Below are 15673 nucleotides of genomic sequence, written 5' to 3' on the forward strand. Positions count from 1 at the left end.
ACCTATCTGTATTTTACCATTTTTGTGACAGATGTAAATTATTTTTCTGCTATTTTCTTTTCCCGCTATTGTCTTTCTGTTTCTTCGCCTCCTCCATTTTCCGTTTACATCCGGTTCTGTATATAATTTTGCATTGGTTACCAATCACAGTTAGAAAAGACAGTTTTTTCACATTATCCGCCACACCTCAAGGGCAGTCTTCATGGAACAGCCCTGCCGAAGGAAGCACCACAAACGGAACAATTTTCCACCAACAGTCTGACCGGAACAGCAAGAACAGCGAAAATTCCTGCTTTGCACTGTTCATTTCTTTCGAAAAAGGATATACTGAGTTTAAGCGTCTGCAACAACTCAAATTCATGGCGCTGGACAGGAGAATATATATGAGAGAGATTCTCATATCAACAGAAAGCGGATCCGATCTTCCGGAATCACTTGTACAAAAATATCAGATCCATGTTGTTCCAATGCATGTCATTATGAACGGCGAGTCATTTGACGACGGTCATTTTCCGATTGACCGCGTTTTTGACTATTTTGACGAAACCGGGAGGATACCGACGACATCCGCGGTAAATGAAGGCGAATACATCGACTTTTTCCACAAGCTGCAGGAAGAGCATCCCGGATGTGTGATTTATCACTTTGCCTACTCTGCCGCCGCATCAAGCACATATGACCACGCCCGGCTTGCCATTGATGACGAGGGTTTTCAGGATGTCTATCTGATTGATACAAAGTCTGTATCCGGAGGCTGCACCGCTTACATTTCAGAAGCATACCGTCTGATCCGGGAACGCGGGGAGCATATCACCGATTACAGCGCCTTCGCGGATGAACTCCGATCCATCTCAGATCATATCGAATGCCAGTTCATCCCGGCGACACTCGCATATCTGCGGGCTGGCGGAAGAGTATCCAATGCCTCATACATTGCCGCCAACATCCTCAATCTGAAACCTCTGATCGAGATTGACAGCACCGGTCACCTGATCGCAACCAGGAAATACCGGGGTTCCATGCGCAAGATTGTCGATAAGTTCTATCGGGATTTTCTCAGCCGTTATGACTGCCGCAAGGATACCCTGTATCTGATGTACGGAAAGGGACTCGCTCAGGATGTTCTGGACCGCATGAAGGAAATCGCCATCGAGAGTGGATTCCGGAATACTGAGTATGTCATGACCGGCTGCACCATTTCCTGCCACGGCGGAAAAGGTGCCATGGGCATCGCTGCGGTCACTGTATAAGCTTGGGCGGCTGTTCTGCATAAGCAAAACAGCCGCCCTTAATCGTGTTTACGGCCACAGGCGGCCGCAAACCGCAAATAATGAGATTTTGCTATTATTCTATAAGCATCGCATCCCCGAAGCTGAAGAAGCGATATTTTTCCTGCACAGCGATGCGGTACGCATTCATGATATTGTCCTTACCCGCAAACGCGGATACCAGCATGATCAGTGTGGATTCCGGGAGGTGAAAATTCGTGATCAGTCCGTCCATGATCTTGAACTGATAGCCCGGATAGATAAAGATGCTGGTCCAGGCGCTGCCCGGCTGAAGGATTCCATTCTCATCTGTCGCGGATTCCAGTGTGCGGCAGCTGGTTGTGCCCACACAGATCACCCGGCCTCCTGCTGCCTTCGTATCATTGATGATTTTTGCCTGATCCGGCTCTACAATATACATCTCGGAATGCATCTGATGCTTCGTGACATCCTCCACCTTTACCGGACGGAAGGTGCCGAGGCCCACATGAAGCGTCACATGCGCAATCTTCACGCCCTTGTCCCGGATCTGCTGAAGCAGTTCCTTTGTAAAATGAAGCCCTGCCGTCGGTGCCGCTGCCGATCCGTCATTCTTCGCGTAGACGGTATTATATCTGGTGCGGTCCTTCAGTTTGTGTTTGATGTACGGCGGAAGAGGCATCTCTCCGAGCTTGTCCAGAATTTCCTCGAAAATTCCCTCATAATGAAACTGAATAAACCGGTTTCCGTCTTCCGTCACATCAACGACGGTGCCTGTCAGGATTCCCTCGTGTCCGAAAACAAGTTCCGTTCCAACCTTGCATTTCCTTCCGGGCTTCACCAGCGTCTCCCATATATTATCCTTCTTCCGTGTCAGAAGCAGAACCTCGATCACCGCGCCAGTATCCTTCTTGGTCCCGTAAAGACGGGCAGGAATCACCTTTGTATCATTGATGACCAGACAGTCCTTATCTGTCAGATGATCTATCACCTGTGTGAAGTGTTCGTGCCGCACCTCTCCGGTCTCTCTGTTCAGGCACATCAGTCTGGAGGAACTTCTGTCCTCCAGCGGGTCCTGGGCAATCAGTTCCTGCGGCAGGTCGTAATAGAAATCACTTGTTTTCATCGGCATGTTTCTTTTTCTCCTTCTGATCACCGGCATCTGACGGATGCTTGTAAAAACTGTGATAGTATTTTTTCGGATAAAATACCTGATCCGATGCCTCCAGCCTTCCCACTCCGTTTTCCACGTCAATAATGCTGACGGAGCAGTTCATCGGCACACCTCCGTGCCAGAAATCTTTTTTGTCCTCGTATACATTGTTCAGAAAAGCGCGGACGGCGCAGCCATGTGAGGATACCAGTACGGTTTTGTCCTGCAGATCGGGGTTGTGAATCAGCTCCTCATAAAAACTATGAGTTCTCTCCAGAACATCCTGTATCCGTTCCCCGCCCGCTGGCGGAATATAATGAAGCGGATCCTCCTGAAACCGGATATACTCATGCAGCGGAATCTGCATTCTCTCCGGATGATCCGCATCGCAGCACAATCCTTCCCAGACTCCGAATCCGATTTCCTCAATTCTCGGCTCCGGAATCACCGGAACCTTGCGGTCCGCGAGAATAATTTCAGCCGTATGACGGGCACGAACCAGAGGACTTGTGTAGCAGATATCAAATTTCACTTCCCGAAGTGCTTCCGCCGTCATCTCCGCGAGCAATACTCCCTCGCTGTCCAAATCACTGCCCTTTTGCCCCTGCAGTCGTCTTTCTTTGTTCCAGGATGTTTCGCCATGCCGGATTGCGTATATTTTCACCTTTACCTCTCCTCTTACATTACTGCCGGAGTTCGATGCCGAGACCTGACAGTCCGTTCAGAATCTTCTTCATTGATGCCGCGATATCCGACTCCTCCAGCGTCTTTTCTCTGGAACGGAATGTCAGCGAATAAGCCATGGATTTATGTCCTGCCTCAACCTGTTCTCCCTCATAGATATCGAACAGCTTCAGATCCTCCAGGATTTTTCCGCCCCTCTGGCGGATCATTTTCTCAATAACTGCCGCTTCGATTTCCTTCGGAACTACCATGGATATATCACGGGTTACCGCGGGGAATTTCGCAATCCCCTCAAACTTACGATCAAAGGAAGCGAACGGAAGGATCTCCGGCATATCAAGTACAGCCACATATGCGCGCTCACCGATTCCGTAGTTTTTCAGTACCATCGGATGAACTTCGCCGAGATACCCGATAATATTTCCGTCATATCGGATCAGTGCCTGGCGTCCGGGGTGAAGGAACGGTTTTCCGGCTTTCGCATCGTATTCTACCCTGTCATGCATGCCGATCTGTCCGAGGAATTCCTCTGCCACACCTTTCATATCGTAGAAGTCGCCCTTGCCGTAAAAGCCCAGAGTAAACTGCATTCTCTCGTCCGGAAGTTCTTTCAGCGGAAGTTCCTTCGGGATATATATATTTCCGAGCTCGTAGAGACGGACATCTTTGTTGCGCCGGTTGTAGTTGGTCGCCAGGGATGTCAGCATGCCGTTCAGAGAAGTGGTCCGCATGATCGAAAAATCCTCACCAAGCGGGTTGGAAATCGCAATAGCCTTTCTGACCGGGTCATCCTCCGGGAACAGAAGCTTGTCGAAGGCTTTCGGACTCTCGAAGGAGTAGCACATGCCCTGAGAAAATCCGCAGTACTCTGCCACGTCTCTTGCCTTGGCCTCAACCCTGTTCTTGAAGGACAGTCTTCCAGTAGTTGCCTCTCCGGTCGGAAGTGTCGTCGGGATATTATTATAACCGAAGAATCTCGCGACTTCCTCCGCAATATCGCAGGTTCTGTGAATATCCTGCCGGAAGGTCGGAGCCACGATCTCATTCGTCTTCTTATCATATCTGAGTTCCACAGAGGCAAGATACTTCAGCTGCTCCTCCGCTGAAAGGTTCGTGCCCAGAAGGCGGTTGATTTTGTCAGGCTCAAACGTAACTCTCGACTCTTCTCGTTTAACCGGGTAGATATCAATGGCTCCGCCGACTACCTCTCCTGCCCCGAACTCTTCGATAAGCATGCAGGCGCGGTTCATCGCTTCAAGGGCAGTATTCGGATCGAGGCCCTTGTCAAATTTTCTGGATGCATCCGTCTGGTTTCCAATCTTTTTTGAGGAAAGACGGATATTGGTACCGTCAAAGCAGGCCGCTTCAAAAAGCATGGTGTGTACACTGTCCGTAATCATGGAATTTTCACCTCCCATGATTCCGGCCAGGCCTACTGCCTTCTCATCGTCACGGATCGTCAGAATCGAGGAATCCAGTGTGTATTCTTTTCCGTCCAGAGTGGTGAATTTCTCCCCGTCATCTGCCCGTCTCACGATGATATGCTTTCCGGCAATCGTATCGAGATCGTAAGCGTGCATCGGCTGCCCGTATTCCTCCATCACATAGTTCGTGATATCCACGACATTATTGATGGGACGGATGCCGTTTGAAGCGAGACATCTCTGCATCCACTTCGGCGACGGTGCCAGATGAATGTTTTTCACGACTCTTGCCGTATAGCGCGGGCATAGAGTCTGGTCCTCAACGGTTACCCTGATATAGTCATTGACATCCTCGTTGTTGCCCGTCTCCCTGATCACCGGCGGGTAAAATTTCTGATGGAAGGTAGCTGCCGCTTCCCTCGCGATACCAATCACGCTGTAGCAGTCCACACGGTTCGAGGTAATTTCATATTCGAAGTTCACATCGTGAAGCCCGAGCGCTGCAATCGCGTCATCGCCGGGCTTCACCCCGTCATCCTCTGAAAACTCATAGATTCCGTTCTCCGGCGCCTCGGGATAGAATTCTCTCGAACTTCCAAGCTCCTCAATCGAGCACATCATTCCGTGCGATGGAACTCCGCGGAGCATACCGTCCTTGATCTCGATGCCTTCCTCGGGAAGCGCGCCTCCGTCATGTCCGCCGGCGACTTTTCCTCCAGGAAGGACAACCGGAGTCAGCATGCCCTCATGTGCATTGGGCGCACCGGTCACGATCTGTATCGTCCCGGTCCCGATGTCCACCTGGCAGATCACCAGATGGTCGGCATCCGGATGCTTCTCGATCGACCGGATCTGTCCGACCACAATATTTTTCAGATTTTTATCCAGTACCTCGTAGGTCTCACATTTTGTTCCGGAAAGCGTCATCCCATCAAAATATTCCTGCGGGGTGACATCAAGATCCGGTACGTATTTTTTTATCCATGAATAAGATGTATTCATTTTTCTCTCCTATATCTGATCAGGGTTTTGTCTTCGCCTGTGCTTTATTCTCACCTGCGGCTTTATCCTCGCCTGCGGCTTTATCCTCACCTGCGGCTTTATCCATGCCTGCGGCTTTATCCATGCCTCAGTCTTTTATTTCTCTGAACCCGGCGCATCCATGTTCCGTTTCTATCTCTCCGGATCATCAGAACTGCTTCAGGAACCGCGCATCGTTCTCGTACAGAAGGCGCATGTCATCAATTTCATACTTCAGAAGTGCGATACGCTCAAGTCCAACTCCGAACGCAAAGCCCGTGTACTGTTCCGGATCAATGCCGCACATTTCCAGTACATGCGGATGAACCATTCCGCATCCGAGGATTTCGATCCATCCCTCGCCCTTGCAGAACCGGCATCCCTTTCCACCACACTTGAAGCAGCTGACATCCATCTCTGCACTCGGTTCTGTAAACGGGAAGTGATGCGGACGGAATTTTGTCTTCGTGTCCGGTCCGAAGATTTCCTTTGCGAACTCTTCCAGTGTGCCCTTGAGATCTGAGAATGTAATATTTTTGTCGATGACAAGGCCCTCCACCTGATGGAAGGATGGAGAATGGGTGGCATCTACCTCGTCCGCACGGAATACCCGTCCCGGAGAGATCATACGGATCGGCAGATTCCCCTGCTCCATTCTCCTGGCCTGAACCGGAGACGTCTGCGTACGCAGCACGATGTCCTTTGTGATGTAGAAGGTATCCTGCTCGTCCTTTGCCGGATGGTTCGCCGGAATATTCAGCTTTGTGAAATTATACTCATCGTACTCAACTTCCGGTCCTTCCACGACCTCGTATCCCATTCCGACAAAGATTCTCTCCATCTCTTCGAGTGCGATTGTGTTCGGATGACGATGACCAATCTCAGCCTTCTTCGCCGGAAGCGTCACATCGATGGTCTCCTGCTTCATACGCAGATTCATCTGCTCCAGTTCAATCTTCTGCCTTGCCTCATCCAGTTTCTCCGAAATTGTATCTCTCGCCTCATTGACAAGCTGCCCGACCCTCGGACGATCCTCCGGCGCCACATCCTTCATGGCTTTCATCAGATTCTTCAGCTCACCCTTTTTTCCAAGTACATTGACACGGATCTCGTTCAACGCATCCGGAGTGTGAGCTTCCCGAAGGCTCTCCAATGTCTTGCCGACAATCGCTTCCAGTTTTTCCTTCATGCTTACATCACTCATTGTTTTTCCTCTTTCATTTTTGATCTTTTTTGATCTTTACATGATACTTCAGCGGTGCTCTCTGATTCACCGCCCGGGCAGGGCCCCATCGCTGTCTTACCGGTAACTCCTCCGCATCACTGGAAGGCCGCCGGCACCATTCCTGTCAACGGGCTTCCGACAAATGCTGCATTCCGGTCAAGGCCAGGCCGCCTTCCGACGAAAAAATGTTATTTCCGTCTGAATGCCGCTCCTTCAGCTGAAAACAGAAGCGCAACGAGATAAAACACGCTGCGCGAGTTTTATCTCGCTATCGCGACGCTCGCCGCACACGAATACTTCGCATTCGGCTGCGGCTCACTGTTCGCGTAAAAAAAGCCCCATCCCTGTCTAGGGACGAGGCAAAACTCTCGCGGTACCACCCTGATTCCCGATTCTCCCGCATGATTCTCCCTGCTGCCGCAGGCTGTTCTCCACACAGAAAAAACGGACACTCATAGCTGCTGTAACGTGCAGACACGTCTGATCCTACCGGCCGGAAAAACTCCGGCGTTCAGAAAAGAAGCTCCGACGCGAAACTCTGAATATACCGGAGCCCGGAAGAACTTTCAGCCATCGATCCTTCCTCTCTGCGGGTCAATATACCCATACATACGTCTTCAACGCTTTTCACTGCCTGTTATTCTAGCTTCTTCCCCTAACAGTGTCAAGAAAAACGGCATAAAATGTATGTGGTGGATTTATTTCCTCTTTCAGCTCTCGCAAAAAAGGGGAGACCATACGATCGCCCGGTCATGCCAACGAAAGCGCCGAACTTGCAGATCTCGCTATCGCGACGCTCGCGTAAAAAAAGGGAGGAGAGCATACACTCTCCTCCGACCCGAAATGCCGTTCCTGCCATTTGACTCCTAGAAATAAATTCCAGGTGGGCAACCGCAAACGTACTTTTGCCTTCCTCTGCAAACGGAGGCCTGACAGCCGTACCTTGATATAGGAATCCCGTTTTAAAGTAAATGTAGGTTCATAATAGACAGGGGATCGAACACCCCAGGAAAATTCATTTCAACATTTCGTGTTATTCATTAAACTGAAATGCGATCCATTCTACCACACTCTGTACAGGCTTCAGATTGCTCCGTGCTCTGCGTTCTCGCAATCCTCCAGATAAACGTTATATCTGCTGACCACTTCATATGACTAGTGGTGAATTTGCCGACCGCTTCATCTAATTAGATTATATATGATTGTTCTCTGTTTTTCAATTGCAAAAAGCATCTTCTAACCAGGAGCAATCGAATAAATCATCTCTCCGGCGTATGCCTGACCCTGCGTTACGGAATACCGCCACAGCTCAGGACTGTTCCTGTTTTTTCAAGTTTTTGAGGTTCTTGTCGATGATCTCCTCATAATCGGCGACAGCCTGTTCTCCCTTCTCAATTCTCTCGAACAGATCCGAGTATTCAAAGGGCGGTGTATCCTTGTTTTCTCTGTAATAAAGCGAGCCCAGCTCCGCATAGATATCCTTAAGCTTTGCTTTCTCCATCTCAAGCTTTGCCTTGGTGGAAGCCGCGCTTCCGAGATCCTGCGCACCCTTCCCGATTCTGCTTCCGAGCTCTTTCGCGGAATTCTTCAATTCCCCGAATTTCTCATCGAATGCACTCATTTCTCAAGACTCCTTTCAGCCGCCTCAACAACATGGCTTACAAGAACAGATGTCGTTACGCTTCCCACGCCTCCCGGCACCGGTGTAATCGCATCAACAATCGGCTCCACCTTGTCGTAAGAAACATCTCCGCAGAGTTTCCCCTCGTCATTCACGTTGATACCCACATCGATTACCATCTGTCCCGGTCTCACAAAAGTGTCATCGACAACGTCACGGTGTCCCGCTGCGACCACAAGAACATCCGCCTCCCTCGCCTCCGCTGCCATATCCTTTGTCTTGGTGTGGCAGATGGTAACGGTCGCGTTCTGCTTCAGCAGCATCATTGCAACCGGCTTTCCGATAACCAGGCTTCTTCCGATGACGACAGCCTTCTTTCCCTTCAGATCCACCTGATAATGTCTGAGGATCTCCATTACCGCCTGTGCTGTGCAGGGAGGAAAGCCCTTTTTCTGACCAGTATAGACACCTACCATGGATCCGTCTGTGATTCCATCGATATCCTTCTCCGGATCGAGAGCCGCAATGACCGCCTTCTCATCCAGCGTCTTCGGCAGCGGACGGAAAATCAGCACTCCGTGAATCGAACTGTCCTTGTTCACCTGATCGATGGCGCCCATCAGCTCTTCCTGAGAAACGTTCTCGGGAAATACAAATTTCTTGTATTCCACGCCGAGTTTTTCACACCGCTTAGTTGCACCGCGCTCATATGACAGATCCGCGTCCTTTTCGCCTACACGAATGATTCCGAGGGTGGGAACGACCCCCTTTTCCTTCAGCGCATTGACCCGGTCAATGATCTGCTGGTTCAGATCCGCATTTACTTCCTTGCCCAATAACTGTTTTGCCATTTCTGTCAATCCCTCTTTCTATAATGATATTGATTCGTATTGCCGCCCAAAGCTCTGCATTTCCACAGGTTTAAAAGGTCACGCTCGTCTCTTTGACTCCACGTCACAAGATCTGACAGACCATTCCGGCCTCTTCTTCACATGCAGAGATCACTCCGGCCTCTTCTTCTCCATGAAATTGCAAGAGGTCTGTCGATACAGTGAACCCTGTCACGGATTCAGCTTCCGGAGTACTTCCTGATAAATCTGATCCGCCAGGGAGCAATAGATGTCCAGCATCTCATCACAATCTCTGTTCAGCATCTCCGCGTACTCCCGGTCCTTCATGGATCCCGTGTTGATGTACACATTCAGACTCGCTCCCCGGAGAGCCGCGCTGCAGAGAGCCGCCGCAACTCCCGCATCACTTACCGCAAGAACCGATCCCTTCGTCTGGAAGACACGGATCATAGAGATCACGCGACAGATCTTGTGCATGATCTGCATCGGCGCGCTGCATGCGCCCTTCAGACATTCCTCAAGAACTTCCGCCTTATGTGCCTGCTCTTCAGGCGTCGCGTGAGGAAGCCCGTATGCGGCTGCCAGCGGAGCAAACGCCTTTGCATCCTCCTCCACGCACTCGAGCAGCTCCTGCTGAAGTTTCGTGACCTTTTCCATCAGATCCAGAATCTCCGCTTCAACATCCTTATATTTCTTCTTGCCAACCGTGAGATTCCCCACCATGTTGCAGAGCGCCGCCCCAAGGGCGCCTACAAGAGCTGAAGCTCCGCCGCCGCCGGGTACAGGAGCCTTCGAGGAAAGCTTTTCCGTAAACTCTTCGCAGGAAAGATCTGTGAATCTGTAAGTCTGTCCCGCTGAATCCTTCTGATTCATTACTTTTTCATCACTCACTGAATAGTCTGCCTCCTTTTCTGATTCTGAAACGTTAGATCACTACATACACCATCCGTTATTCATTATCCGGAAACGCAAACAGATCACCCGTCGCGGAATCCGCAGCGCATATAAATCCGGACCTTCATTATAGATTTTATAAATTAATACAGCTCATGGCACAATGTATTGGACGTTTATCTTTTAGCTGACGAGATAAGGTACACTCCGCGGATTTCGTAACATTATCCCGACCTCTGATCCTCTTTGCCCCGGCTGCGGTTTTCCGCCCGCGCAGATACAGAATGTGCCCGCGGCAACTGCCGTTGAACAGCAAGAAAACCGCAGGCACACTGGTTATTTCACCCTGTACATGAAAGTACAGTCCCTATAAGCTTTACCGGATCAGCCGGACGCAGAAGGTCATCTCAGAACAGGCCTGTGATCTTGCCGTTCTCATCCACATCGATGTCCATTGCCGCCGGATGCTTCGGAAGTCCCGGCATTGTGCTGATTTCACCGGTAAGCGCTACAATAAAGCCTGCTCCCGCCGAAATCTTCAAATTACGGACTGTTACAACAAAACCGCTCGGTGCGCCGAGTCTGGTCGGATCATCCGTGAGACTGTACTGTGTCTTCGCCACGCAGATCGGAACATTGCTGTATCCCGCATCTTCCAGCTTCTTCAGCTGCTTTTTCGCGTTCGCTGTGAATTCAACATGATCTCCGCCATATACCTTCTGAACAATGGCATTCAGCTTATCCTCGATTGAGGTACCCTCAAGCTCATAGCTGTAGGTGAATGTGGAATTGTCCTGCTCGCAGAGACGTACCACCTCTTTGGCAAGATCAATACCGCCTTCGCCGCCCTTAGCCCATACCTCGGACAGGCAGACATTTACGCCGAGCTCTTTGCACTTCTCCTCAACAAGATCAAGCTCCGCCTTTGTATCGGTCGGGAACGCATTGATCGCAACCACGCAGGGAAGATGATATACGTTCTTGATATTGCTTACATGCTTGAGCAGGTTCGGAAGGCCTTTTTCCAAAGCCTCAAGATTTTCATTGTTCAGATCCGCCTTTGCGACTCCGCCGTTGTACTTCAGAGCACGAACGGTAGCGACAATCACAACCGCGTTTGGCTTAAGGCCTGCAAAACGACACTTGATATCCAGGAACTTCTCCGCTCCCAGATCCGCGCCGAATCCGGCCTCTGTCACACAGTAATCACCGAGCTTCAGAGCTGTGCGTGTAGCGATAACGGAGTTGCAGCCGTGCGCGATATTGGCGAACGGGCCTCCATGAACCAGAACCGGCGTATGCTCCAGCGTCTGAACCAGGTTCGGCTTGATCGCATCCTTCAGAAGGGCGGTCATTGCTCCGGCTGCGCCGAGATCTCCGGCTGTAACCGGCTTCTCCTCTGAAGCCTTGCCATAGGTGTAGCCGACGATAAGCTTTGACAATCTCTTCTTCAGATCCATCAGATCCTTTGCAAGACAGAAGGTAGCCATAACCTCAGAAGCCACGGTGATATCAAATCCGTCAGAACGCGGAACACCGTCAAGTCTGGTTCCAAGACCATCGATTACGTTTCTGAGCTGACGGTCGTTCATATCTACGCAGCGTCTCCAGATCACCTTTCTGGGGTCAATGTTGAACGGATTTCCCTGCTGAATGGAATTGTCTACCATTGCCGCGAGAAGGTTGTTCGCAGCTCCGATGGCATGCATGTCGCCGGTAAAATGAAGATTAATGTCCTCCATCGGCACAACCTGAGCATAGCCGCCGCCTGCGGCTCCGCCCTTGACACCGAATACAGGTCCCATCGAAGGCTCACGGATCGCACCTACCGGATGCTTGCCTAATCTGGAAAGGGCATCAATCAAACCGATGGAAGTCGTTGTCTTGCCCTCGCCTGCCGGAGTCGGATTGATTGCGGTGACAAGAACCAGCTTTCCGTCCGGCTTATCCAGTTTGTCCATTAATTTGTCGGAGATCTTCGCCTTATACTTTCCGTAGTACTCCAGATACTCCTCGTCGATACCCGCTGCTTCAGCGACCTTCGAGATCGGATCCATTACACATTCCTGAGCAATCTCAATGTCTGATTTGTAGCCCATACTAAAATATCCTCCTTTAAGACAGCATCTCATATACTATACTGTACCGGTAATTATTGTAACACAGTTTACAATAGTCATCTACTTCTTTTTTTAATATTATTCTGTTATTTCTAATTATATTTAATATAATTCAATCATGTATGCTTTTATATCTTTTATTTACTGTCATTTTCTCGTTCTGGCGCAAATAATTTTCCTCAAAAATTGTGCAATCTCCTACAAAAAACAGGAGATTGAATCATATCTTTTTGACTCAATCTCCTGTTTTTTGTTCAGTCTAACCAATATTTGTGTGAAATAAATAACAATCAGACCGTCCGTGATCTTTGCGGAATCTTTTTGAAATTATTTGTACAATTTGCCCAATTAAAGATTTCTGCCGTCATCTGAGCTTTACGGACGGGAACAGCGTGCTGTCCGTGTGCGGCAGGAAACAGCATGCGACGAATTCATCCATATACGTATTCACTGTGGAAAGTTCCATGTAAGTCATGCTGCGCGCAATCTCATACACCTTTCGTTCAGCATCTCCCGACAGCAGCATGCTGTACGCACCCGTCAGAGAGGAATTGCCAATGTAATGGAATTTCTCAAGAGGTATGTCCGGAAACATTCCGATCGTAACCGCGTTTTTCATGTTTATGCCACTGCCGATTCCGCCTGCCACATATACATCATCGATAACTTCGACAGGAAGCTCCAGCTGCCTGAGCATCGTGCGGATCGCGGAAAAAATGGCTCCCTTCGCACGGATGAAGTTGTCGATGTCAACCTCTGTGATTTCAATGTCCTTAACGCTGTCTGCATCCTTCTCATATGCAATGACATAGCTTCCCATTCCGTATTTGTCGTGTCGGATTCTCTCCCCCTCACGGACAAACTTTCCCTTCGGATTGATAATCCCGTTGATATACAGCTCAGCGATAGTGTCAATCAGCCCTGATCCGCACAGGCCGACCGGCTTCTGCCCCTTATCTCCAATGATGCTGAGCGTCGGCTCCATCGTCTCCTTGTCGATCGTGATCGCGTCGATCGCGCCGTCTGTCGCGCGCATACCGCAGCTGATATCGCCTCCCTCAAACGCGGGTCCTGCTGAACATGCGCAGCTCACGAGAAAATCGGAATTTCCCAGCACCAGCTCTCCGTTCGTTCCAAGATCAATGAACAGCGACATCTCCGGACGGTTCCAGATCATGCTGATGAACGCTCCTGCTGTGATGTCGCCTCCCACATAGCTTCCGATATTCGGAGCCAGAATGATGTGTGCATCCGGGTGAATGTCGATTCCGATATCCGAGGCAAACAGTGAATTCGTCTTGAAGAACGTCGGAATATAGGGTTCCTTTCGGATCGGATCCGCATCGACGCCGAACAGAAGATGGTTCATCGTCGTATTTCCCGCGACAGCCATTCGGTAGATGTGGCTCTTCGGAAATTTTGCCGCCCGGCAGATTTCCTGAATCAGCGGATTGATCGTTTCCTTGATCACCGCGTCCTGGAGTCTTTTACCACCTCCCGGTTTCTGAGATTCAATGATCCGGTTGATGACGTCTGCTCCATAACGGATCTGACCGTTGCCCGATGACGCCTTTCCGAGGATTTCTCCGGTCTTCATATTCAGCAGCACCGCGGAAACCGTAGTGGTACCGATATCAACCGCAAGTCCGCCAATCACAACATCAACGGAGGCCGGAAGCATGTCATATACAAACACATTTTTCCCGGTCGTCCGGACGACACATTTCACATGAAAATCGCTCACCCGGAGGACATGCGCCATTTTCCGCATGACAGAATAAGGCAGGCTCACTTTCTCAATCCCGGTTTTCTCCTCGATCGCATCCACAACTCTCTCATTGTCCGGCCTGGTATCATCCAGCGTCGGAGCATCCATCCGGATCTCGATGACATCCATATTATTCCGGTACTCAATCCCCGCCTTCTTTACCTGATCCGTCGCATCCCGGAAGATTTTCAGCTCAGCAGGAGAACTCAAATCCGCGACCCGCATTCTGCTCTTGTAGGCGGAAGCAATATCCGGAACTTCAACTGTGACATCCCCGATCACCTTGCTGGCGCAGGCCAGTCTCCATCCTGCCGCATAGTCCTCATCCGTGATGTGCCGCGTCTGCCTGGACTCCACTTCCCCTGACACGATTTTTACCCGGCACTTTCCGCACGAAGCATTCCCGGAACAGGGTGCGTCAATCGCGACATTACTCTTCTGCGCTACAGACAGAATCGTTTCTCCATCATTTGCAAAGGCTTCCGTCCGGCTGCCTTCCTCTGTCACAAATGTAATCTTGTACATACCTTACCTCCACCTTCTACTGTTCTCTCTCCGGTAACGGATCCGGCGGTTATCACACCGGTTATCCGGCTGTATCAGCCCCGTGTCACCACTTGCCCCGCAAGCAGGACACCACAATATGTATGCTGTTTTCCGAGCATGCTTCGCATGCAGAGAGACTTTTATCCTGTGTAAAATTCATCGTTGTTTCCGTTCCGGACTTCTTACCATGCTTCACATGCACAAAAGCTTTCCGCTTGACGACAGCCTTATACAGCAACAGACTCCGGGAAGTATTCTTCCCGGAGCCTGTTTTTCCATCCTCTGTGATTACAGCTCCAGATAGGAATCTGCATACAGTGTGTTGCCTTTGAATACATCACAGGACTTGATTGTCTCCATCAGTCTCTGATCGCACGGATTCACAATTGCAGAGGTAAGACCCTGCATCATTGCCATGGCAACAAGTGCAGAATCCATGATCGGGCGGATGTTCTTCGGCATTCCGTTGGAGTTGTTGGAAAGACCGCCGGTAGAATTCAGTCCCATATCGGAGAACATCTTGATGCACTCCAGAACCTCCATCTGCTTGTCCTGCATTCCCTTTACAACGACGAACAGCGGATCAAACCAGAGATCCTCAGCTTCCATACCGAGCTCCATGCCGTGTTCAAGCATATTCTGGCAATGCATCATACGCTCATCGTTATCGGCAGCGATCGGTCCGTTGGAGCAAAGTGCGATAACAATTGCATCATTTGCCGCAGCAAGGTCGATGTTGCTCATGCGGTCTCCTGCATCCGCGGAGTTCACGATCGGTTTGCCCTTGGAACGGTTGTAAACGGAAATTCCCGCTTCAATCGCTGCCTTGTTGGAGGTATCCAGCGCAAGCGGAACGTTGTCAAAATTGCTCTGAATAAGCTCAACCGCCCATTTCATAAGCTCCGGTCCGTTGCTCTCAGCAGGTCCGATGTTAACGTCAAGATACGTAGCGCCTGCGTCAATCTGCTCCTTTGCACGCTTCAGAATAGCCTCCGGCTCCTTGTTGTCCATAGCTCTGCGGATTGCCGGGGAAATGCAATGGATGCGTTCACCGATTGTAACGAATTTTGCCATGTTTTTGTCTCCTTTATACTTTTATATAGATTTTGCCGCGGGACGG

11 protein-coding genes and 1 other RNA gene are annotated in these 15673 nt (G+C 50.2%); 1 reads left to right on the plus strand and 11 read right to left on the minus strand.

What is annotated here, in order from left to right; translation table 11 throughout:
- The first annotated feature begins 383 nt into the window (after positions 1-383).
- The gene (locus tag ACTNDI_RS02490; protein WP_441099177.1) at positions 384-1250 is read left to right on the plus strand and encodes a DegV family protein; all 867 of its coding nucleotides are present in this window, start codon (positions 384-386) and stop codon (positions 1248-1250) included.
- A gap of 94 nt (positions 1251-1344) precedes the next feature.
- Here ACTNDI_RS02490 and queA read toward each other — a convergent pair whose 3' ends face one another.
- The 11 genes from queA to acsE form a co-directional block, all read right to left on the minus strand.
- Positions 1345-2373 carry a tRNA preQ1(34) S-adenosylmethionine ribosyltransferase-isomerase QueA gene (gene queA, locus ACTNDI_RS02495; RefSeq protein ID WP_441099312.1) on the minus strand — a complete coding sequence of 343 codons (1029 nt, stop codon included), beginning with the start codon at positions 2371-2373 and terminating at the stop codon, positions 1345-1347.
- Positions 2360-3064, minus strand: coding sequence for a histidine phosphatase family protein (locus tag ACTNDI_RS02500; RefSeq protein WP_441099178.1), 705 nt, complete (start codon positions 3062-3064; stop codon positions 2360-2362). Before ACTNDI_RS02500 ends, queA begins: the two co-directional genes overlap by 14 nt.
- Before the next feature lie 19 nt (positions 3065-3083).
- Positions 3084-5510: a phenylalanine--tRNA ligase subunit beta gene (gene pheT, locus ACTNDI_RS02505; protein ID WP_441099179.1), complete on the minus strand. Its 2427-nt coding sequence runs from the start codon at positions 5508-5510 to the stop codon at positions 3084-3086.
- Positions 5511-5697: 187 nt separating this feature from the next.
- Positions 5698-6717: a phenylalanine--tRNA ligase subunit alpha gene (gene pheS / locus ACTNDI_RS02510; RefSeq protein WP_441099313.1), complete on the minus strand. Its 1020-nt coding sequence runs from the start codon at positions 6715-6717 to the stop codon at positions 5698-5700.
- Between the two features lie 867 nt (positions 6718-7584).
- Positions 7585-7768, minus strand: a non-coding RNA gene (ssrS, locus tag ACTNDI_RS02515) — 6S RNA.
- 294 nt (positions 7769-8062) lie between these two features.
- Entirely contained in the window at positions 8063-8374 is a 312-nt protein-coding gene (locus ACTNDI_RS02520; protein WP_441099180.1) for a hypothetical protein, read from the minus strand.
- On the minus strand, positions 8371-9225 hold the full coding sequence (locus tag ACTNDI_RS02525) for a bifunctional 5,10-methylenetetrahydrofolate dehydrogenase/5,10-methenyltetrahydrofolate cyclohydrolase (RefSeq protein WP_441099181.1): 855 nt from the start codon (positions 9223-9225) through the stop codon (positions 8371-8373). The genes ACTNDI_RS02520 and ACTNDI_RS02525 overlap by 4 nt, the downstream gene beginning before the upstream one ends.
- A gap of 210 nt (positions 9226-9435) precedes the next feature.
- Positions 9436-10098, minus strand: coding sequence for a cyclodeaminase/cyclohydrolase family protein (locus ACTNDI_RS02530; RefSeq protein ID WP_441099314.1), 663 nt, complete (start codon positions 10096-10098; stop codon positions 9436-9438).
- 428 nt (positions 10099-10526) lie between these two features.
- A complete protein-coding gene (locus ACTNDI_RS02535; protein WP_441099182.1) occupies positions 10527-12218 on the minus strand; it encodes a formate--tetrahydrofolate ligase in 1692 nt (563 codons plus the stop codon).
- Between the two features lie 385 nt (positions 12219-12603).
- A complete protein-coding gene (gene acsV / locus ACTNDI_RS02540; RefSeq protein WP_441099183.1) occupies positions 12604-14532 on the minus strand; it encodes a corrinoid activation/regeneration protein AcsV in 1929 nt (642 codons plus the stop codon).
- Between the two features lie 309 nt (positions 14533-14841).
- Positions 14842-15627, minus strand: a complete 786-nt coding sequence (acsE, locus tag ACTNDI_RS02545; RefSeq protein WP_441099184.1) for a carbon monoxide dehydrogenase/acetyl-CoA synthase methytransferase subunit — start codon at positions 15625-15627, stop codon at positions 14842-14844.
- Positions 15628-15673 lie beyond the last annotated feature (46 nt).

The sequence above is a fragment of the Bilifractor sp. HCP3S3_D3 genome (assembly GCF_052063915.1).
In the GTDB taxonomy this organism is placed as follows: Bacteria; Bacillota; Clostridia; order Lachnospirales; family Lachnospiraceae; genus Bilifractor.

What these genes read in the sequence shown, in the direction of transcription:
- ACTNDI_RS02490 (WP_441099177.1), top strand. Translation starts at nt 384, where the DNA reads ATGAGAGAGATTCTCATATCAACAGAAAGCGGATCCGATCTTCCGGAA.
- queA (WP_441099312.1), bottom strand. Translation starts at nt 2,373, where the DNA reads ATGAAAACAAGTGATTTCTATTACGACCTGCCGCAGGAACTGATTGCC.
- pheT (WP_441099179.1), bottom strand. Translation starts at nt 5,510, where the DNA reads ATGAATACATCTTATTCATGGATAAAAAAATACGTACCGGATCTTGAT.
- pheS (WP_441099313.1), bottom strand. Translation starts at nt 6,717, where the DNA reads ATGAAGGAAAAACTGGAAGCGATTGTCGGCAAGACATTGGAGAGCCTT.
- ACTNDI_RS02520 (WP_441099180.1), bottom strand. Translation starts at nt 8,374, where the DNA reads ATGAGTGCATTCGATGAGAAATTCGGGGAATTGAAGAATTCCGCGAAA.
- ACTNDI_RS02525 (WP_441099181.1), bottom strand. Translation starts at nt 9,225, where the DNA reads ATGGCAAAACAGTTATTGGGCAAGGAAGTAAATGCGGATCTGAACCAG.
- ACTNDI_RS02530 (WP_441099314.1), bottom strand. Translation starts at nt 10,098, where the DNA reads ATGAATCAGAAGGATTCAGCGGGACAGACTTACAGATTCACAGATCTT.
- ACTNDI_RS02535 (WP_441099182.1), bottom strand. Translation starts at nt 12,218, where the DNA reads ATGGGCTACAAATCAGACATTGAGATTGCTCAGGAATGTGTAATGGAT.
- acsV (WP_441099183.1), bottom strand. Translation starts at nt 14,532, where the DNA reads ATGTACAAGATTACATTTGTGACAGAGGAAGGCAGCCGGACGGAAGCC.
- acsE (WP_441099184.1), bottom strand. Translation starts at nt 15,627, where the DNA reads ATGGCAAAATTCGTTACAATCGGTGAACGCATCCATTGCATTTCCCCG.